At 43.1% G+C, this 16,151-nt stretch carries 15 protein-coding genes; 2 read left to right on the top strand and 13 right to left on the bottom strand.

Annotation, left to right across the window (positions count from 1 at the left end; genetic code table 11):
• Window positions 1–88: 88 nt before the first annotated feature.
• Window positions 89–460, top strand: a complete 372-nt coding sequence (locus tag A391_RS0110550) for a thioredoxin family protein (RefSeq protein ID WP_019899258.1) — start codon at window positions 89–91, stop codon at window positions 458–460.
• Window positions 461–589: 129 nt separating this feature from the next.
• On the opposite strand, the gene A391_RS0110545 is transcribed toward A391_RS0110550, so the two are convergent.
• From A391_RS0110545 to purB, 11 genes are all read right to left on the bottom strand, one after another.
• A complete protein-coding gene (locus tag A391_RS0110545) occupies window positions 590–946 on the bottom strand; it encodes a hypothetical protein (protein ID WP_019899257.1) in 357 nt (118 codons plus the stop codon).
• A 22-nt stretch (window positions 947–968) separates the two neighbouring features.
• Window positions 969–1,982, bottom strand: coding sequence for a peptidoglycan DD-metalloendopeptidase family protein (locus A391_RS0110540; protein WP_019899256.1), 1,014 nt, complete (start codon window positions 1,980–1,982; stop codon window positions 969–971).
• Complete coding sequence (locus A391_RS0110535) at window positions 1,979–2,617, bottom strand: protein-L-isoaspartate(D-aspartate) O-methyltransferase (RefSeq protein ID WP_036303770.1); 639 nt, start codon at window positions 2,615–2,617, stop codon at window positions 1,979–1,981. Before A391_RS0110535 ends, A391_RS0110540 begins: the two co-directional genes overlap by 4 nt.
• 55 nt (window positions 2,618–2,672) lie before the next feature.
• Complete coding sequence (gene surE, locus A391_RS0110530; RefSeq protein ID WP_019899254.1) at window positions 2,673–3,416, bottom strand: 5'/3'-nucleotidase SurE; 744 nt, start codon at window positions 3,414–3,416, stop codon at window positions 2,673–2,675.
• A gap of 97 nt (window positions 3,417–3,513) precedes the next feature.
• Complete coding sequence (locus A391_RS0110525) at window positions 3,514–3,867, bottom strand: DUF2069 domain-containing protein (RefSeq protein ID WP_029144126.1); 354 nt, start codon at window positions 3,865–3,867, stop codon at window positions 3,514–3,516.
• A gap of 20 nt (window positions 3,868–3,887) precedes the next feature.
• Window positions 3,888–4,613: a HugZ family protein gene (locus A391_RS0110520; protein ID WP_019899252.1), complete on the bottom strand. Its 726-nt coding sequence runs from the start codon at window positions 4,611–4,613 to the stop codon at window positions 3,888–3,890.
• A 2-nt stretch (window positions 4,614–4,615) separates the two neighbouring features.
• Complete coding sequence (gene wrbA / locus A391_RS0110515) at window positions 4,616–5,215, bottom strand: NAD(P)H:quinone oxidoreductase (RefSeq protein WP_019899251.1); 600 nt, start codon at window positions 5,213–5,215, stop codon at window positions 4,616–4,618.
• A complete protein-coding gene (locus A391_RS0110510) occupies window positions 5,212–6,033 on the bottom strand; it encodes an NYN domain-containing protein (RefSeq protein ID WP_019899250.1) in 822 nt (273 codons plus the stop codon). Before A391_RS0110510 ends, wrbA begins: the two co-directional genes overlap by 4 nt.
• Before the next feature lie 17 nt (window positions 6,034–6,050).
• Window positions 6,051–9,209 carry a translocation/assembly module TamB domain-containing protein gene (locus A391_RS0110505; RefSeq protein WP_019899249.1) on the bottom strand — a complete coding sequence of 1,053 codons (3,159 nt, stop codon included), beginning with the start codon at window positions 9,207–9,209 and terminating at the stop codon, window positions 6,051–6,053.
• Window positions 9,209–10,966: an autotransporter assembly complex protein TamA gene (locus A391_RS0110500; RefSeq protein WP_019899247.1), complete on the bottom strand. Its 1,758-nt coding sequence runs from the start codon at window positions 10,964–10,966 to the stop codon at window positions 9,209–9,211. Before A391_RS0110500 ends, A391_RS0110505 begins: the two co-directional genes overlap by 1 nt.
• A 40-nt stretch (window positions 10,967–11,006) precedes the next feature.
• Window positions 11,007–12,380, bottom strand: coding sequence for an adenylosuccinate lyase (gene purB / locus A391_RS0110495; protein WP_019899245.1), 1,374 nt, complete (start codon window positions 12,378–12,380; stop codon window positions 11,007–11,009).
• Window positions 12,381–12,656: 276 nt separating this feature from the next.
• On the opposite strand from purB, the gene ung reads away from it, so the two are divergent.
• A complete protein-coding gene (gene ung / locus A391_RS0110490) occupies window positions 12,657–13,352 on the top strand; it encodes a uracil-DNA glycosylase (RefSeq protein ID WP_019899244.1) in 696 nt (231 codons plus the stop codon).
• 47 nt (window positions 13,353–13,399) lie between these two features.
• Here ung and A391_RS0110485 read toward each other — a convergent pair whose 3' ends face one another.
• Both A391_RS0110485 and prpC read right to left on the bottom strand, forming a co-directional pair.
• Window positions 13,400–14,863, bottom strand: a complete 1,464-nt coding sequence (locus A391_RS0110485) for a bifunctional 2-methylcitrate dehydratase/aconitate hydratase (protein WP_019899243.1) — start codon at window positions 14,861–14,863, stop codon at window positions 13,400–13,402.
• 133 nt (window positions 14,864–14,996) lie between these two features.
• On the bottom strand, window positions 14,997–16,151 hold the full coding sequence (prpC, locus tag A391_RS0110480; RefSeq protein WP_019899242.1) for a bifunctional 2-methylcitrate synthase/citrate synthase: 1,155 nt from the start codon (window positions 16,149–16,151) through the stop codon (window positions 14,997–14,999).

The following is a 16,151-nucleotide window of genomic DNA, read 5'->3' as shown; positions in this document are numbered from 1 at the left end:
TGCATGCGAATGTAAAACTTAACGAAATATATGGCTTCTGATAAACTGCTATCTTTAGGTGTTACCTTATTCAATTAAAGGCAAAATTATGGCAGTTATTGCACTTACCAAAGCTAATTTTAAAGAAACGATAGAAAATAATCCTTTTGTGATTGTTGATTTTTGGGCTCAATGGTGTGATCCATGTGTTGCGTTCACGCCTACATTCGAAGCTGCGGCAGAAAAAAACCCAGATATCGTGTTTGGTATGGTCAATACAGAAACAGACCCAGAAATTGGCGAATATTTCGAAGTAACGCAAATTCCAGGTATTTTGGTGATTCGTGAGCAAGCTGGTATCCATGCGCAAGTGGGTGAAATTGGTGCCCCAGCATTTGATGAAATTATCAAATGGGCGCGTGATTTTGATATGACTCCTGTGCGTGAGTACTATAAAGAGCAAGCGAAAGCGGCTAACTAAAAGCTGATGATTTATTTCTTGCAGTAATAATAATAAAAAAGCGGCTTCAAGCCGCTTTTTTATTATATGTAGTAAGTTACATCTGGGACATATCTAATGTGTGGTGACGAAAGTTTGGCTGTTATTGATCTAAAAAGACCCCGTCATGTAAAACCTGATTAAGAAGAAAACACCAATTGCCATCATTACATACATTGGTAAGTCACCACTTTTTTTGGTTTCTGATTTATTAGGAGTACTAATCCACCTGTTGATTAACCATAATCCAAAAATAATCACAGGTATCATCAACATACTGGTGGTTGATTCAAACAGACTGCCTATCGCTTTTGATATCAAGCCATCTTCGCGAAACAGCTCTAGGGCGATGCCTACAATCCCTATAATCATCAGCCCCATTCGTATAGTAGCAAAGAGCACGCTCGCTTTACTTTCCGGCTTAATGTCTTTATTTTTCAGATATTTGTTGGGTTCAATATTTGCCATATGCTACTCCTTGGGTATTTACTTAATCCGCACTGAGAAATTTCATGGGATCTGTAGATTTACCTTGTTGCCTAATTTCAAAGTGTAGTTTTACTGTGTTGCTATCAGTATCACCCATCTCTGCAATTTTTTGACCACTACTTACTTGCTGACCTTCCTTGACTAAAATCAGACTATTGTTAGCATACACAGACAAGTAAGTAGCATTATGTTTGATGATGACTAATTTACCATAGCCACGCAAGTCAGAGCCGCTGTAAATGACTTTACCGGGGGCAGCAGCATGAATCGCTTGTCCCATTTTTCCTGATATATCAATACCTTTATTACCAGCATCGTTAAAGTTGGCAATCACTTTACCTTTGGTTGGCCATGCCCAACTTACTTGGCCATTAGGCTCCAGTTTAAGTTTTGTTTCAACTTTTGGTTCAGCTGTTTTTATCTCTGCTTTTGGGTCGGCGTTTGCTTTTTCTACAGTTGACTTCTTCACCGCATCACTAGTGGTGGGTTGTGACGTAGCGACTGTTTTTGCTGTTGGTAGTGGCTTTTTATAGGCCTCATCACTATAAGGTTCACGTAGTGCTTTAGGTTCACTAATTGCCACTGTTTTGGGTGGGGCAACTGTTGAAGTAGTGCTGGATTCTTGAGGGCTGTCGTTGCTAATGGCGTAGGTGACTACGCCATTGGCATTATCAGTTGCTGAACTGGTATCTACATTAGCAGGTGTTTCATTTAAAGTAGAAAACTTAAGTGTTTGGCCAATCTTAATGAGGTAAGGTGCGCTGATGTTGTTGGCTTGAGCGATTTCTTTGTAGTCATAACCATGCTCAAGTCCAATGCTATAGAGCGTGTCGCCTTTTTTGACAACATAGCTTGATGGTCGCCAGTCACTGCCTGATTTGTGTGAGATAGATGCGGGTTGTGACTTATTTGATTTACCGTGCGGCATTCTGTCAATCACAGGTGCTGGGGTCGTGCTACAAGCGAAGTTAAGTGATGAAATTAGTAGGATGATAAAATAACGTATTACATTCATTGTGAACTGGTGCCACCTAGTAATGGAACAAACTTTACAGGCTCTAATTGTGTTTGATGGTAATCGTTTGTAGAGACGCGCTCTACCAGATATAAAATTTGTTCATCAGTGCCGACAGGAATGACCAAGCGACCGCCAATCGCTAGCTGTGTTAATAACTCTTGCGGAATATGGCTCGCTGCCGCTGTGACGATAATGGCATCAAACGGTGCTAATTGTGCAAGTCCCATGTTGCCGTCAGCGTGGTCTAGCTTAACGTTGATGCATTTTAGTTGGCGTAGATGGTCGCGTGCTTTTAAAACCAAAGGCCGAATGCGTTCTACCGAGTAGACTTCTTTTGCCAATTTTGACAAAACTGCCGTTTGATAGCCGCAGCCTGTTCCAATTTCTAGTGCTTTTTCTATCGATTGACCATTGCGTAGCAGTTCAGACATGCGTGCGACAATGTAGGGTTGGGAAATAGTTTGACCAAATCCAATTGGCAACGATACGTCTTCATAGGCGCGAATAGAGAGCGCTTCATCTACAAATATATGACGAGGAATACTACCTATCGCTGAGAGTACCACCTCATCTTTAATGCCTTGTTCACGCAGACGATTTAGCATGCGATCACGCGTACGTTGTGATGTCATGCCAATACCAGCTTGTGATGATCTAATGAGTGCCAAGATTTTATTTCCAGTGTTGTTAGCTAGATAACCATTGTTTTATATCATTCAGCTGTGCATGGCAGGTTAGATCAACTTGAATGGGAGAAATAGACACTTGTTGGTTTGCAATCGCATGAAAGTCTGTGCCTAAACCGCCGTCATTTGGTTGGCCAGCAGCACCAACCCAGTAGACTGTTTCGTTACGAGGCGTTTTGAGCTGAACAACCGGCTCTGCTTTGTGGCGTTTTCCTAAGCGTGTTACCGTTCTACCTTGCAGTGCTTCATAAGGGATGTCAGGCACATTCACATTAAGCAAAGTTGGTGAGCTGAATCCAGTTTTTTGATAGTGCTGAATAAGTTCAACAGCAACTCTTGCTGCGGTTTCAAAGTGTGTCGAGTTGTGTTGGGACATTGATACTGCAATGGATGGTATACCAAGTAAATAGCCTTCCATGGCCGCAGCAACAGTGCCTGAGTAGATCGTATCGTCTCCCATATTGGCACCATCATTAATCCCACTAATCACCATGTCTGGCATGGTATCCATAAGCCCTGTTAGTGCAATATGTACACAGTCTGTTGGTGTGCCGTTGACATAAAAGAAGCCGTTAGATGCTTTTTTTACGCTTAATGGACGATCAAGCGTGAGGGAGTTGCTTGCGCCACTCCTGTTTCTTTCAGGGGCTACGACTGTAATATCTGCAATTTTTGCAATATGTTCTGCCAGTATATTTAAGCCTGGTGCGAAGTAGCCATCATCGTTTGAGAGCAGTATTTTCATGCGTAACTTGCTAATAGTATATTCATGACTAAATTATAGTAGAAGACGGCATGTTTGGCGCGGTATGGATATAAAAACTTATGCTTGTTGACATGATTTATACACTGATTTGCTTCGGTTGACGTGTTAGTCGTGCGTAAAAAATCGTACATGTAAAAAATAAGATTGTTAGGATAACTTCTAGTAGGGCAAGTTTGGCAGAAAGACCTGTATCAGCCCAAGCGCGAACCGCACCTTCAGTGAAGTAAAATAAGATGAACATACACGACCATTGGTAGGTGTAGCGTTTGCCTCGCAAAATGCCAAACAAAGGCAGTAATAGCGGTAAAGTCTTGAGCATGAGTAGTGAGCCGCCAGGTTTTAATGGCGCTAAAATAGTTTCCCATGCGAGTGTGAGTAAAATAAGTGAGATGAGGCTAATCGAAGCACCCAGTTGAAGTTTGTTAAGCATGTTGATTTTATTCACGTTTTTTAAAGGTTGACTGATTTTGAGAGGCTCACTAATGCCGCTCTGGCAGATTGGGCATCATGGATTTTTGTTTCAAAGTCAAAGCGCAAAGTCGTCGTTTTCTCGCCAACAGTGGCGTTGACATCAAAGCCATCGCAATCTATTCCTAGCATGGTTGCATTTTGGGCTTTGACACCGTGCACGTGCTGACAATAACGGACTAGGCTATCGGCATGGTCAGCATTCATGTGTGCAATAATTTGTGCTTCCTGATTCGCGAGTAATGCCTCTGTAGGGATGTCATTAATTAAATCATCACCCGATATCCAGCCCATCTTTCCAAAACCAGCGATATAGCGCGCTGTTTCAATTTTTATACGATAAAAAGCAAAATCATGCATATCAAAATAGCCGCTCGCTTGTGGTAGGTAACGTAAATACCGCTCGCGTAAGTTAGCATCTTCGTTTTTATCGATTGCATTGGCGCTACCTAGCAACGTGAGCCTTGCATTCGCTTGTAAGTCTTCGGCCCCTGCAAAGACTAGTAATGATACTTTAGGATTAGCGGCGATATTTTTGGTGTGTTCTGCAATGTTGCTAATTAATATGATGGGTTGGCATTGGTGATCTAATACAAACGGTGCGACCGAGCCAAATGGATAGCCTTCAAATTTTGCCGAATGAGTTGAGAGTATAGCGGTTCGCGTGCTTCTCAAAAACTGCCTAGCATCTAGATGTAAATTGGCCATTTTTAAAGTTTTCTCGATAACTTTAACGCAGACTCAGCGAGACGTTTACCTAGTGCGATACACAGTTTTTTTTCATCATCGCTGATGGGTTTATCGTCCATTGCACCACCAATATGGCTCGCACCATAAGGTGTGCCACCAGAAGTGGTGGCTGATAGTGCAGGTTCTGAATAGGGTAATCCGACCATGATCATGCCGTGGTGCATTAATGGTAGCATCATGGTGATGAGTGTCGTTTCGTTACCGCCATGCATAGAGCCGCTAGAGGTAAATACAGCGGCTGCTTTACCAGTTAGAGCACCTTTTAGCCAAAGTGCAGTGGTGCCATCAAGAAAGTATTTCATTGGTGCTGCCATATTGCCGAAGCGGGTAGGGCTGCCTAACGCTAAGCCTATGCACTCTTCTAAATCCTGCAATTCAACGTATGGGTCGCCGGTACTGGGGATGTCAGACTCCGTGGCTTCACAGTTGGCTGATACTTTAGGGACGGTGCGTATGCGTGCTTTGATGCCGTCAACGCTTTGTACACCACGTGCTATCAGTTGCGCCATTTCACGGACTGCGCCACCTTGAGAATAATAGAGGACTAGGATTTCGTTCATTTTTTCTTCGAGTCTTTAATTAAAATTCTTTGTTCTGTTCTATTAATCTCAAAATAACCAATGGCAATTGCTAGCTCACTCAATTTTTCATAATTGTAATTTCTAGGATCAAACTCTGGAGCTTGCTTAACGATGTTTGTGCCTACTTGACCTAAATAAGCCCACCCATTTTCATCTGAAGCTGCGGCAATAGCTGTTCTAAATAGATTCATGAGGCGTGTATCTTGTCTTAATTTATTACCAGGTATTGGCTGTGAATTTTTTACATCCACTTTACTGTCAGATATTGATTTTTTTGATTCAGTTTTTAATTCAACAGAGCCTTCTCTAGTATTAGCTAAAGTATCTGTTTCGTTTATTTCATTATCTGCAGAGACTACTAATATTTCTGTATAGATAAATCTATCACAGGCCGTTATAAAAGGACGTGGCGTTTTTTTCTCACCAAAGCCGTATACACGTTTGCCAGATTCACGAATTCTTGAAGCTAATCTTGTAAAGTCACTGTCACTTGAAACTATACAAAATGCATCAAAAGTATCTGTATATAGCAAATCCATTGCATCAATAATCATGGCGCTATCAGTGGCATTTTTTCCTGTGGTGTAACGAAACTGCTGCATTGGTATAATTGAGTGCTCTAGCAAGACAGTTTTCCATTGACCTAAATTTGGCGTGGTCCAGTCTCCATATATGCGTTTAACGCTAGCAACGCCAAATTTGGCTACTTCAGCAAGCAATCCTTCAATAATATTTGCTCTCGCATTGTCTGCATCAATCAGTACTGCTAGTCTAGGATTGCTTTTGTCATCACTCATACGTTTGAATCCAAATCTTACTTGAAGCTGAAAGTATATAACACATCGACAGCACTTTCATTGCCAGCTTCAGCACGTAATGCCCAGCGTGGCGTGATGTTGAAGGTGAGTCTGGCGACATCTTGTAAGCTGCTGATACTTTTTGCGTAACTGAGATACAGTTGTGAGCTGAGTCGTTTACCTAGTGTAAGTGATGCGTTTTCTGCATCTCCACCAGCAAAGCTAAACTCATCTAGCCCCGCAGCGCGCGCTATTTGGCTTTGTAGCGGTACAGATTGTCCTTGTGAGAATAGTGCACCAGCGGCGAGTGAGAGTATTGCAAAATCATTTTTACCTGCTTGTTCTGTGCCATGCCCTAATACTAACCATGCGAGCTTATCTGTTTCTGGTACGTTGGGATCTGAGACTAGTTTCACTATCGGAATGGTTGCACTCCCTGTTATTTCAACCCCTGCATTGACTGGTTTACTATTACGCATAGCGCGGATATTGAGGCCTGGGTTATCCATTGGACCATTGAAATTTAAAATGCCGCGTTCAATCGTTAAAATCTGGCCGTAAGCCATGAATGTGCCTTTTTCGACATTGATGCTACCTTCGGTATAAGGTCTATATTCGGTGAGGCCTGTTAGTGTTAACTCACCTGTTAATTGTGCGTCTAAACCACGTCCACGCAGGGTAAAGTCATTACCTAATTTGATATGTAAACCATTGAGTAGAATTTGTAATGAGGTTTCTTTTTCTACAACGGCTTGTCCTAAAATCACAACATCATCACCTAGCGTAGGCGTATCTTCTTGTGCGAGTTCGATCAGGCCTTTGTTGACGGTGAAATCACCCGAAATGTTGAGTAAGCTGTCAGCGAGCATGGTTTTACCTGTACCGCTAAGCGTGAGCAGACGATCTGCTCTGGAAAGTATCGTAAATTGATCTGCTGTCCAAGCGAGGTCTATGGTTGGTTTGCCATGGTTAAGCCTTAACCAGCCGTTTGCACTTAGGTTGCCTGAGCCGCCTTGCCAGATCATTTGTTCAATGTGTAGCTGCTCATTTTCAAAGCGTGCTTGAAATATACCATTGCTTAATTGAATCCCCTCTGAGGGCAGGTTGAAACTGATTTTTTCGCCATCAATGCTGCCACTCAGATTAGGATGTTCAATTGTGCCGTTCGCGTTTGCGGTGAGCGTTATTTTGCCATCAAGGTCGGCATCCAACATGGATGATGGCATGGGAAGCCACAGCAATGTATTGAGTTGGGCATTGCTAGTTAATTTAAAAGGTGCGTTATTGTGTAAGCTAAAGCCTGAATCCGTTTTGGTGAGTCGGGTTGATGTTTCAGCATTCAGTGTGCCAATATTTTTACCATTTAAATTGACCTTAGCAGCTAACGCATTGTTGGTAACATTAAGTTCTGCTTTTACCTCTGATAAGCCCAATGGTAACGATGTGCCGTCTGATTTTTTAAAAGTGATATCGCCACTATCACGCCACAAACTGAAGTGAGCATTGATTGTCTCTCTAGTTTCAAGTGACCATTTTCCTGAAAATACTGCATTACTGCTCAGCGTAGTTGGTAGTTGCAATATGTTAGGCGGTAAGTCATCTAAAGTTATCTTCTCTAGAGAACCTTTGCTTTCTAATATGCCGTTGCCTATATGTAGGTGTTCGATATTAATAGCGCCATTTTTCAGTGTGAGTAATGCTTGTTTGAGTGATACCTGCTCAATATCCGCACTGAGCGGGGCAGGGTCTTTAAGTTTGATAGGTGTGCCTCCTACGTAATCAAGTTGTTGCAATAACCCTAACCACTGTTTTTTTGCTGTGGATTGATTAAGTTGAATGCCACCTTTGAGTGTGCTTTGTAATTTATTGTCTTTGTTTTCTGCGGTAATGGTGATGGTATGGTCAGCTTGTGTGCCCTTCAGTGAGATATTGCCATTGATAGGGGCGTAGCTCCCGTACTTGATTGTTTGTGCTTCAATATTTGCGGCTGTAGTACCGTTTTCACCAGCTGTCATGTTCGCTTCACCTGTTAAGTGCTCAATCTGTAAGTCTTTAGACAGGCGTAGTTTCTGGGCGAGTAATTTGAGTGTGGCTGATGGGTTATCAATGGCACCATCAATAGTGCCGTTTGCACTTACTTGCCCAGCGTAGGCTTCATCAAGTTTACTCATGTCAGGTAAATCTGCCTGCCATGCTAAGTGCATGTTTTCTTTACTAATGTTTCCAGTGCCTTTCATTTGATTGTTGGCAATACTCACTGCAAACGATACTTGTTCCAGTGTTTGGTCAATTAATTGTGCGGTTACTGAACCTGATACAGCTTGTTGTTGCCAAACGCTATCATGTGTTGTGATGGTGAGCGCTGCATTTAGTGATGGTTTTAGTGCGCCATCTAGCTTTACATCTACATTGAGCAATGCCTCTGGATAGTTGCCTAAACGAGCAGGAGATAGCTCCAGAAGTTGGCCGCGTACATGTATTGCATAGTTTTTGTTCAGCTCAAGCTGTGCATCAATGATGATTTGTGCACCTGCTTGTTTAGTCGCTGATTTTAATAGATTTATTTTTCCATCTTGTAGTGCTAACCATGATGTTGAATGGATGTTGATGGTGTTGAGATTACCACTAAGTTGCGCTTTTACATCATAAGGGTAATCCGTATTTGTTTTTTTGAGTGAAACATCACCTGATAGGTTAAATGGTTTGGTTGCGCTCATATTGACGTATGCTGATGCTTCTCCCCACGGGGTAGTAGCATGAGACAAATTCAGTTTGAGCGTTTTTGCATTACCCTCAAAATTCAATTTTACGTTATGAAAGATCTGCCTATCTTCCCCTGTGACAACAATCACTTCGTTGATTTCTGACTGTTCAATAGTAATGGGAAACGGCAGTTTGATACTTTTAGGTAATGGCGACTCTGTAGATTCAGTGTCGCTATTTTTAACGGTAATAATCAGGCGCTTTGCTTTTAATTGTTCTATGAGTAAATCACCCTCACCAAAAGGCGAAAGCTGCCAGCGAGTGCTGAGTTTTTCTAGTTTTAGGTGGATGCTGTCTAGGTCGTAGCTAAAAGTATCTAAGCTGGTGCTGACACTAATGGTTGATTCACTATGCGCAGAGGGAAATAACAATAAGGCAATGCTCACCAGTAGAATTTGCAGGTAGCGTCTCATTAGAATACCACCCCGATATTGAAATGCATGCGATATTCGTCTGTTTCCTGTCCGTAGGCAATGTCAGCACCAATCGGGCCGACAGGGCTTTTCCATCTGGCTCCTAAGCCGTATCCATAAACAGGCTTTAAATCTTTAATGGTGTTAGCGGCATTACCAAAGTCAGTAAATATTGCTGCTCCCCACTCGGGTGTTAGCCATTGAATGATTTCAATACTGCCAGTGGCCAGATAGCGCCCACCCACAATCGCATCGCCTTCAGTGACGCCTAAGCTTTGAAAGCCGTAACCACGTACCGATTGATCACCGCCTGCGCGGAATAGAAAAGCTGCTGGTGCGCTATTTTTACCATTCACCATCCCTATTTCAGCACGGGCGATGAGTTGTGTGCTTTTGGTAATGGGGTAATAAGCCTGTGTTTTAAAGTAGCTTTGCAAGAAAGTACCATTGGAAAGCGATGCTAACGGTGCGCCATTAAACTGAGCGTTAAATAAATAACCTCGTGAAGGGTTTAAGTTGTTATCAGTGCGTCTTAATGTAATGCCGTAGCCTAGCGTCGCTGCATAATTATCGGATGATTCTGCACTATCTAGCTTAACGTGTTCAGACAGTACATTGGCCCCAACATATTGCTCACGTTTAAGTGTTCCCCACGCGCGCTTCACACCTGCTTGTGTGACTGTGGTTGTTTGTCCTTCAATCTCTGTGCGTGTTGTGGCGGCGTTGGCACTATCGCGATAACCATTTTTTGTTGTTGGTAGCCGAATGACACCTGAGATCGATTGTAGTTTTTCTTCTAGCCTGAGGCTGGAAGTCATCCGCCAATTACGGTTAAACAAGTTTAAGTGATCTACGGTCAGTTGAGTACGTGCGCCAGTATTGGTGCTGTAACCCACGCCTGTGCTGAGTTTAATGGATTGATTTTCATCAACTCTTACTTTAATTGGCGCCAAGTTGTTTTCTTGAGAAGCAGCTCTAGCATCTGAGGTGACTTCTACCACACGGAAATAGCCGCTCTCTTGTAAACGGGTTTGAAAAGTGAGTAACTGTGCTTGGCTATAAACCTCATTAGGTTTAATCGGGTTAAGGTTGTGGATGATGCTTTCAGGGTAGCGTTGCAGGCCTTCAATTTGTATGTCGCCAAAATGTACTGTGCTTCCACTATCCACGCTGATTTGCAATGATGCCGTTTGTTGATTGGCATCGATGATTGCCTTGGTGTCCGTAATGGTTGCATTTGGATAACGGTTAACCAATAGCTTGCTCAGTAAGTTGCGCTTTGCATCTGACCAAGCGGTCTGAGTGAATGTCATGCCAGATTTTAGTAGCCATTCATCACGAATTTGTTGCTGGCTCGGCGACGATTTAGCTGGTTGCTGTGTAATGTCGCCAGTGAAAGTGATGTCTACCTTGTCTATTACAGCAGGATTGCCCGGCTCAATCATAAATTTAGCAATATGTTCGCTGTTATTTTGTGTGGCTTGCAGGTTGATATTTGGTGAAAAGTAACCTTCTGTTGCCAGTAAGTCTCTGATTTGTTGATGGGCTTCTGTGGATAGGCGCTTCCACTCGCCAGGTGACATGCGTGGATTTTGACGCCATTTGATGATATCGAGATGATTCTTTAGCAATGTTGCTAGCGGGGAGGGTGCTTCAATTTCTACTTGGTAGCTATTATTATCCGCATATGCGACCCCGCCCCCACAGAAAAAAATCACGTATAAAAAATACACGTAGATGACAAAGCGCCTATTCAAGAGTCAGCGCCTTGTCATTAGTTTTTAAATGCATTTAAACTCACTTGATCGTTTTAACAAGCTCCGCTGCTTTACCTGTGTAAGTTGCAGGTGTCAGTGCCAGTAGTGCTTGTTTAGCCTCTTCTGGAATAGATAAACCGCTAATAAATGTGTGCAATGAGCTTTGATTGATGCCACCTTTTCCGCGAGTCAGTTCTTTCAGTTGCTCATATGGATTTTCGATACCATAACGGCGCATCACGGTTTGAATTGGCTCAGCCAATACTTCCCAACTATTGTTTAAATCTTCATCTAGACGCGCAGGGTTTATTTCTAATTTATTTAAACCACGTAAGCAAGAATCATAGCCTAGCAATGTGTAGCCGAAAGCCACACCCATATTACGCAATACGGTAGAGTCGGTTAAATCACGCTGCCAGCGAGAAATTGGTAGCTTTTCTGCCATATGGCGTAATACTGCATTCGCTAAACCTAAATTGCCTTCGCTGTTTTCGAAATCAATCGGGTTTACTTTATGTGGCATGGTCGATGAACCGATTTCGCCCGCTTTTACTTTTTGTTTAAAGTAACCTACAGAGATGTAACCCCAAATATCGCGGTTGATATCAATTAAAATCGTATTAATACGTGCAAGTGTGTCATAAAGCTCTGCCATGTAATCATGTGGTTCAATCTGTATGGTCATCGGGTTATAAGTCAGACCTAATGATGATACAAAACGTTCTGCAAAGCTTTCCCAGTCAAAATCAGGGTATGCAGATAAGTGCGCATTAAAGTTACCAACTGCACCGTTGATTTTCCCTAGAATATCATTGCTAGCCAATTGTTTTTGCTGACGTTGTAAGCGGTATACCACGTTGGCTAACTCTTTACCCATCGTAGTTGGCGATGCTGTTTGGCCGTGAGTGCGTGATAGCATTGGCTGATTAGCCAATTGCTCTGATAGTTCAGTTAAACGTGCGATTAGGCTATTCAAAAACGGCAACATCACGCTATCGCGCGCAGTTTTTAGCATTAAACCGTGAGATAAGTTATTGATGTCTTCTGAGGTGCAGGCAAAGTGAATAAATTCGCTCGCTTTTTTAACTTCATGGTTGCTATCAAACTTCTCTTTTAGCCAGTACTCAAGCGCTTTCACGTCATGATTGGTGCGTGCCTCAATTGCTTTTACCTGTGAAGCATCGGCTTCACTAAAGTTTGTAATTGCAGCATCTAACTCTTTGATGGTTTCCTCGCTAAATGTTGCGATTTCTGACAATTCCTGCGCACCAGCTAAAGCCTTTAGCCACTCAATCTCTACCCATGCACGGTGTTTAATCAGTGCATATTCACTAAAGTAAGGGCGTAAAGCATCAAGTTTAGATTGGTAGCGGCCATCAAGAGGAGATAGCGCATTTAGCGTGGTAAGTGACATGCGGCAAACTTTCAAAACATAGATTTTAATGAAACTGTATTTTACCCTAGTCGTAGTGAGTGCAAAAAGCTTTTATTTATGTAGCTATTCTCACCCTCTACTTAATACTAGTGATTTATTGTTAAGAATTTCGTACGTAAGTTGTAAATTATCTACCGGCGCCAGGTAGGCAAGTTAATATTTAAGAGACGGATAGTCTAGCTAAGTATTTGTCACATAAAATGAGCAGGCCACTTCGGACTATAATTATTCTATCTTCATCACTCTGACTTTAAAATGCCTCTAGAAAAACCTGGTCAACTTCACCCTTCATGGCAAGCGATGATAGGTGACGAGCTTGATAAGCCTTATATGCAATCACTGCGTTTTTTTTTAAAGCAGGAAAAAGCCGCTGGCAAGACAATATTTCCACCTAGCCCATTGATTTTTAATGCCTTTAATCACACGCCGTTTGATAGGGTGCGCGTGGTAATTATCGGGCAAGATCCTTATCACGGACAGGATAAAGGGCAGCCTCAGGCGCATGGTTTGAGCTTTTCAGTGCCAGAGGGCGTTGCGTTGCCACCTTCGCTACTCAATATTTTTAAAGAAATAGAAAGTGACCTTGGTATTAAAATGCGAGGAAAAGGCGATTTGACGCCTTGGGCTAATCAAGGAGTGCTGTTATTAAACGCAACACTTACAGTGGAGATGGCAAACGCTGGCTCACACCAGAAACGGGGTTGGGAAACCTTTACCGATGCGGCGATTGCAGCTTTAAACCAGTATCGGGAAGGCTTGGTGTTTGTGCTGTGGGGGAGTTATGCCCAGAAAAAGGGTGGGATGATCGACCCGAAAAAACATTTGGTACTGAAATCGGTACATCCATCACCGTTATCAGCACATCGAGGTTTTTTTGGTAACCACCAATTTTCGAGTATCAATGAGTACCTAAAAAGGCGTGGTGAAGTGCCAATTGATTGGCAAGTTTAAGCGGTTGTGGGCAAAAGTGATCTTTTGCCCACCTGTACTTTAAGGTATTAACCTTGCCACAGCATATCTACAAAAGTATTAACAGGCATCGTTTCTAATGTTTTCTGCGCTAAGCATAACGCTAAAATTTCTTCCTGTTTCTTCGTATCAAATCTGCGTGCTAAATTCACTTTGAATTTTTTTACTAACTCAGGGATGCCTTCGCCACGGCGACGGCGGTGGCCAATTGGGTACTCTACGGCAATGTTGCTTGAGCTCGTGCCATCTTTGAAAAAGATTTGAATGGCGTTGGCGATTGAGCGTTTCTCTGGGTCTAGGTAGTCGCGGGTGTATTCTACTTTTTCTACGCAGCTCATTTTGCTACGAATCGCATCAATGCGTGGGTCTGCGGCAGCTTCATCTTCGTAATCTTGAGCAGTCAGGTTGCCTTTTAATAGGCCTATGGCTGCCATGTACTGAATGCAATGGTCGCGGTCGGCAGGGTTGTCGAGTGGCCCTGTTTTATCAATAATGCGGATTGCAGACTCATGGGTTGTGATGACGATTTTGTCGATTTCTGCAATTTGTTCTACAGTTTGCAAACGGTTGCCGACTTCTTTATTGAGCTGCAAGGCGCATTCCACCGCTGTTTGTGCGTGGAACTCTGCAGGGAACGAGATTTTGAAAAGCACTTGTTCCATGACATAAGAGCCGTAAGCACGTTGGAATTTAAACGCGTTGCCTTTAAACAGCACGTCGTAGAACCCCCATGTTTTTGCGGTGAGCGCAGATGGATAGCCCATTTCGCCTTGCATTGTCATCCAAGCAAGCCTTACTGCGCGTGAGGTGGCATCGCCAGCCGCCCAAGACTTACGCGAGCCGGTATTCGGACTGTGGCGATAAGTACGTAAGCTTTGGCCGTCAACAAACGCATTAGAAACGGCATTGATAATATCCTCTTTATTTCCGCCTAGTAGTTTGGTCACCACAGCGGTAGAGGCGATTTTCACTAAAATAACGTGATCTAAGCCCACACGATTAAAGCTGTTTTCAAGGGCAAGTACGCCTTGAATTTCATGCGCTTTGATCATGGCAGTGAGTACGTCTTTTACCGTCAGCGGTGCTTTTCCTTCGCTAATATTTTTACGCGACATATAATCTGCCACCGCCAAAATACCACCTAGATTATCGGATGGGTGCCCCCATTCTGCAGCTAACCATGTGTCGTTAAAATCTAACCAGCGAATCATTGCACCGATATTGAATGCCGCAAGGATGGGGTCGAGCTGAAAGTTAGTGCCTGGCACTTTTGCGCCGTTTGGCACAACTGTACCAGCAATGACTGGACCGAGTAATTTGGTACAGGCTGGATAGTCTAGCGCTTCAAACCCACAACCTAATGTATCCATAAGGCAGTTACGTGCAGTGTCGTATGCTTCGTCGCTATTGATTTCGAAATCTGCAACATAATTAGCAATATCAACAATGACTTGGTCAGGTGCGGGACGGACGTTTGAGATGTGCGACGACATATTTTAGGACCTTTAATATGAAAGTAATTTAATTGAGTTCGTCACTCCCACCAAAACTGAATCCATATTTAAACGGAGGATAAAAAACTGGATTCAGTTTTAGCGGAAATGACAGAAGCATAGAAGTTAAGTGTTAACGTTTTTCTAGTGGCACGTAAGGGCGATTATCAGGCCCAACATATTCAGCGTTTGGACGGATAATTTTGTTATCAATACGCTGTTCAATCACATGCGCGACCCAGCCTGTGGTACGTGATATCACAAAAATAGGGGTGAACATGCCAGTAGGGATGCCCATCATGTGATAACTGGACGCGCTATACCAATCCAAGTTAGGAAACATTTTTTTCTCGCGCCACATGGTTTCTTCAATACGTGCTGAAACATCAAATAGCATCATATTACCGCTATCTTCACATAACTTACGACTAACAGCCTTGATTGACTCATTTCTAGGGTCGGCTATGGTGTAGACGGGGTGGCCAAAACCAATGATGATTTCTTTACGCGCCATACGTTGCATGATGTCGGCTTCGGCTTCATCGGCTGTTTTATAGCGCTCAATGATTTCCATGGCCGCTTCATTTGCGCCTCCGTGTTTAGGCCCACGTAGCGCACCAATCGCACCAGTGATGCATGAATACATGTCAGATAAGGTGCCTGCTACCACACGCGCCGTAAATGTTGAGGCATTAAACTCATGCTCTGCGTAAAGTACCAGCGATGTATTCATTGCGCTGATATGTAGTTCTGACGGTTTTTTACCATGCAGTAAATGTAAGAAATGCGCGGCAATAGAATCTTCGTCTGTTTCCACTTCAATACGTTGTTGATTGTGACTAAAGTGGTACCAATAAATCAAAATAGAGCCAAAACAGGCAATGAGTCTATCGCCCAAGTTTTTTGCGTCTTCAATATTACGGTTGCTTGCTTCAGGCTCTAGTGTACCTAGCATAGAACAGCCGGTGCGCATCACATCCATTGGGTGTGCGTTCGCTGGGATTTGCTCTAATACCTTTTTTAAACCATCTGGCAGACCGCGTAACTTCTTGAGTTTTTGGTGGTACGCGGCTAGCTCAGCTTTGTTAGGCAGTTCACCATGAATCAGGAGGTGGGCCACTTCCTCAAACGTTGCAGATTTAGCAAGTTCTATAATGTCGTAGCCGCGGTAGTGCAGGTCGTTGCCTGTGTGGCCAACAGTACATATCGCAGTGGTTCCAGCCGAAATGCCAGCAAGCGCTACGCCTTTTTTCTTTTTAGGTTCTTGAGTAGTGGTGGGGTGTGTCAT

Source organism: Methylotenera mobilis 13 (assembly GCF_000384255.1).
GTDB classification, from domain to species: Bacteria; Pseudomonadota; Gammaproteobacteria; order Burkholderiales; family Methylophilaceae; genus Methylotenera; species Methylotenera mobilis_B.
Note: the sequence above shows the minus strand (reverse complement) of the source record. Positions and strands in the feature narration are given on the sequence as shown.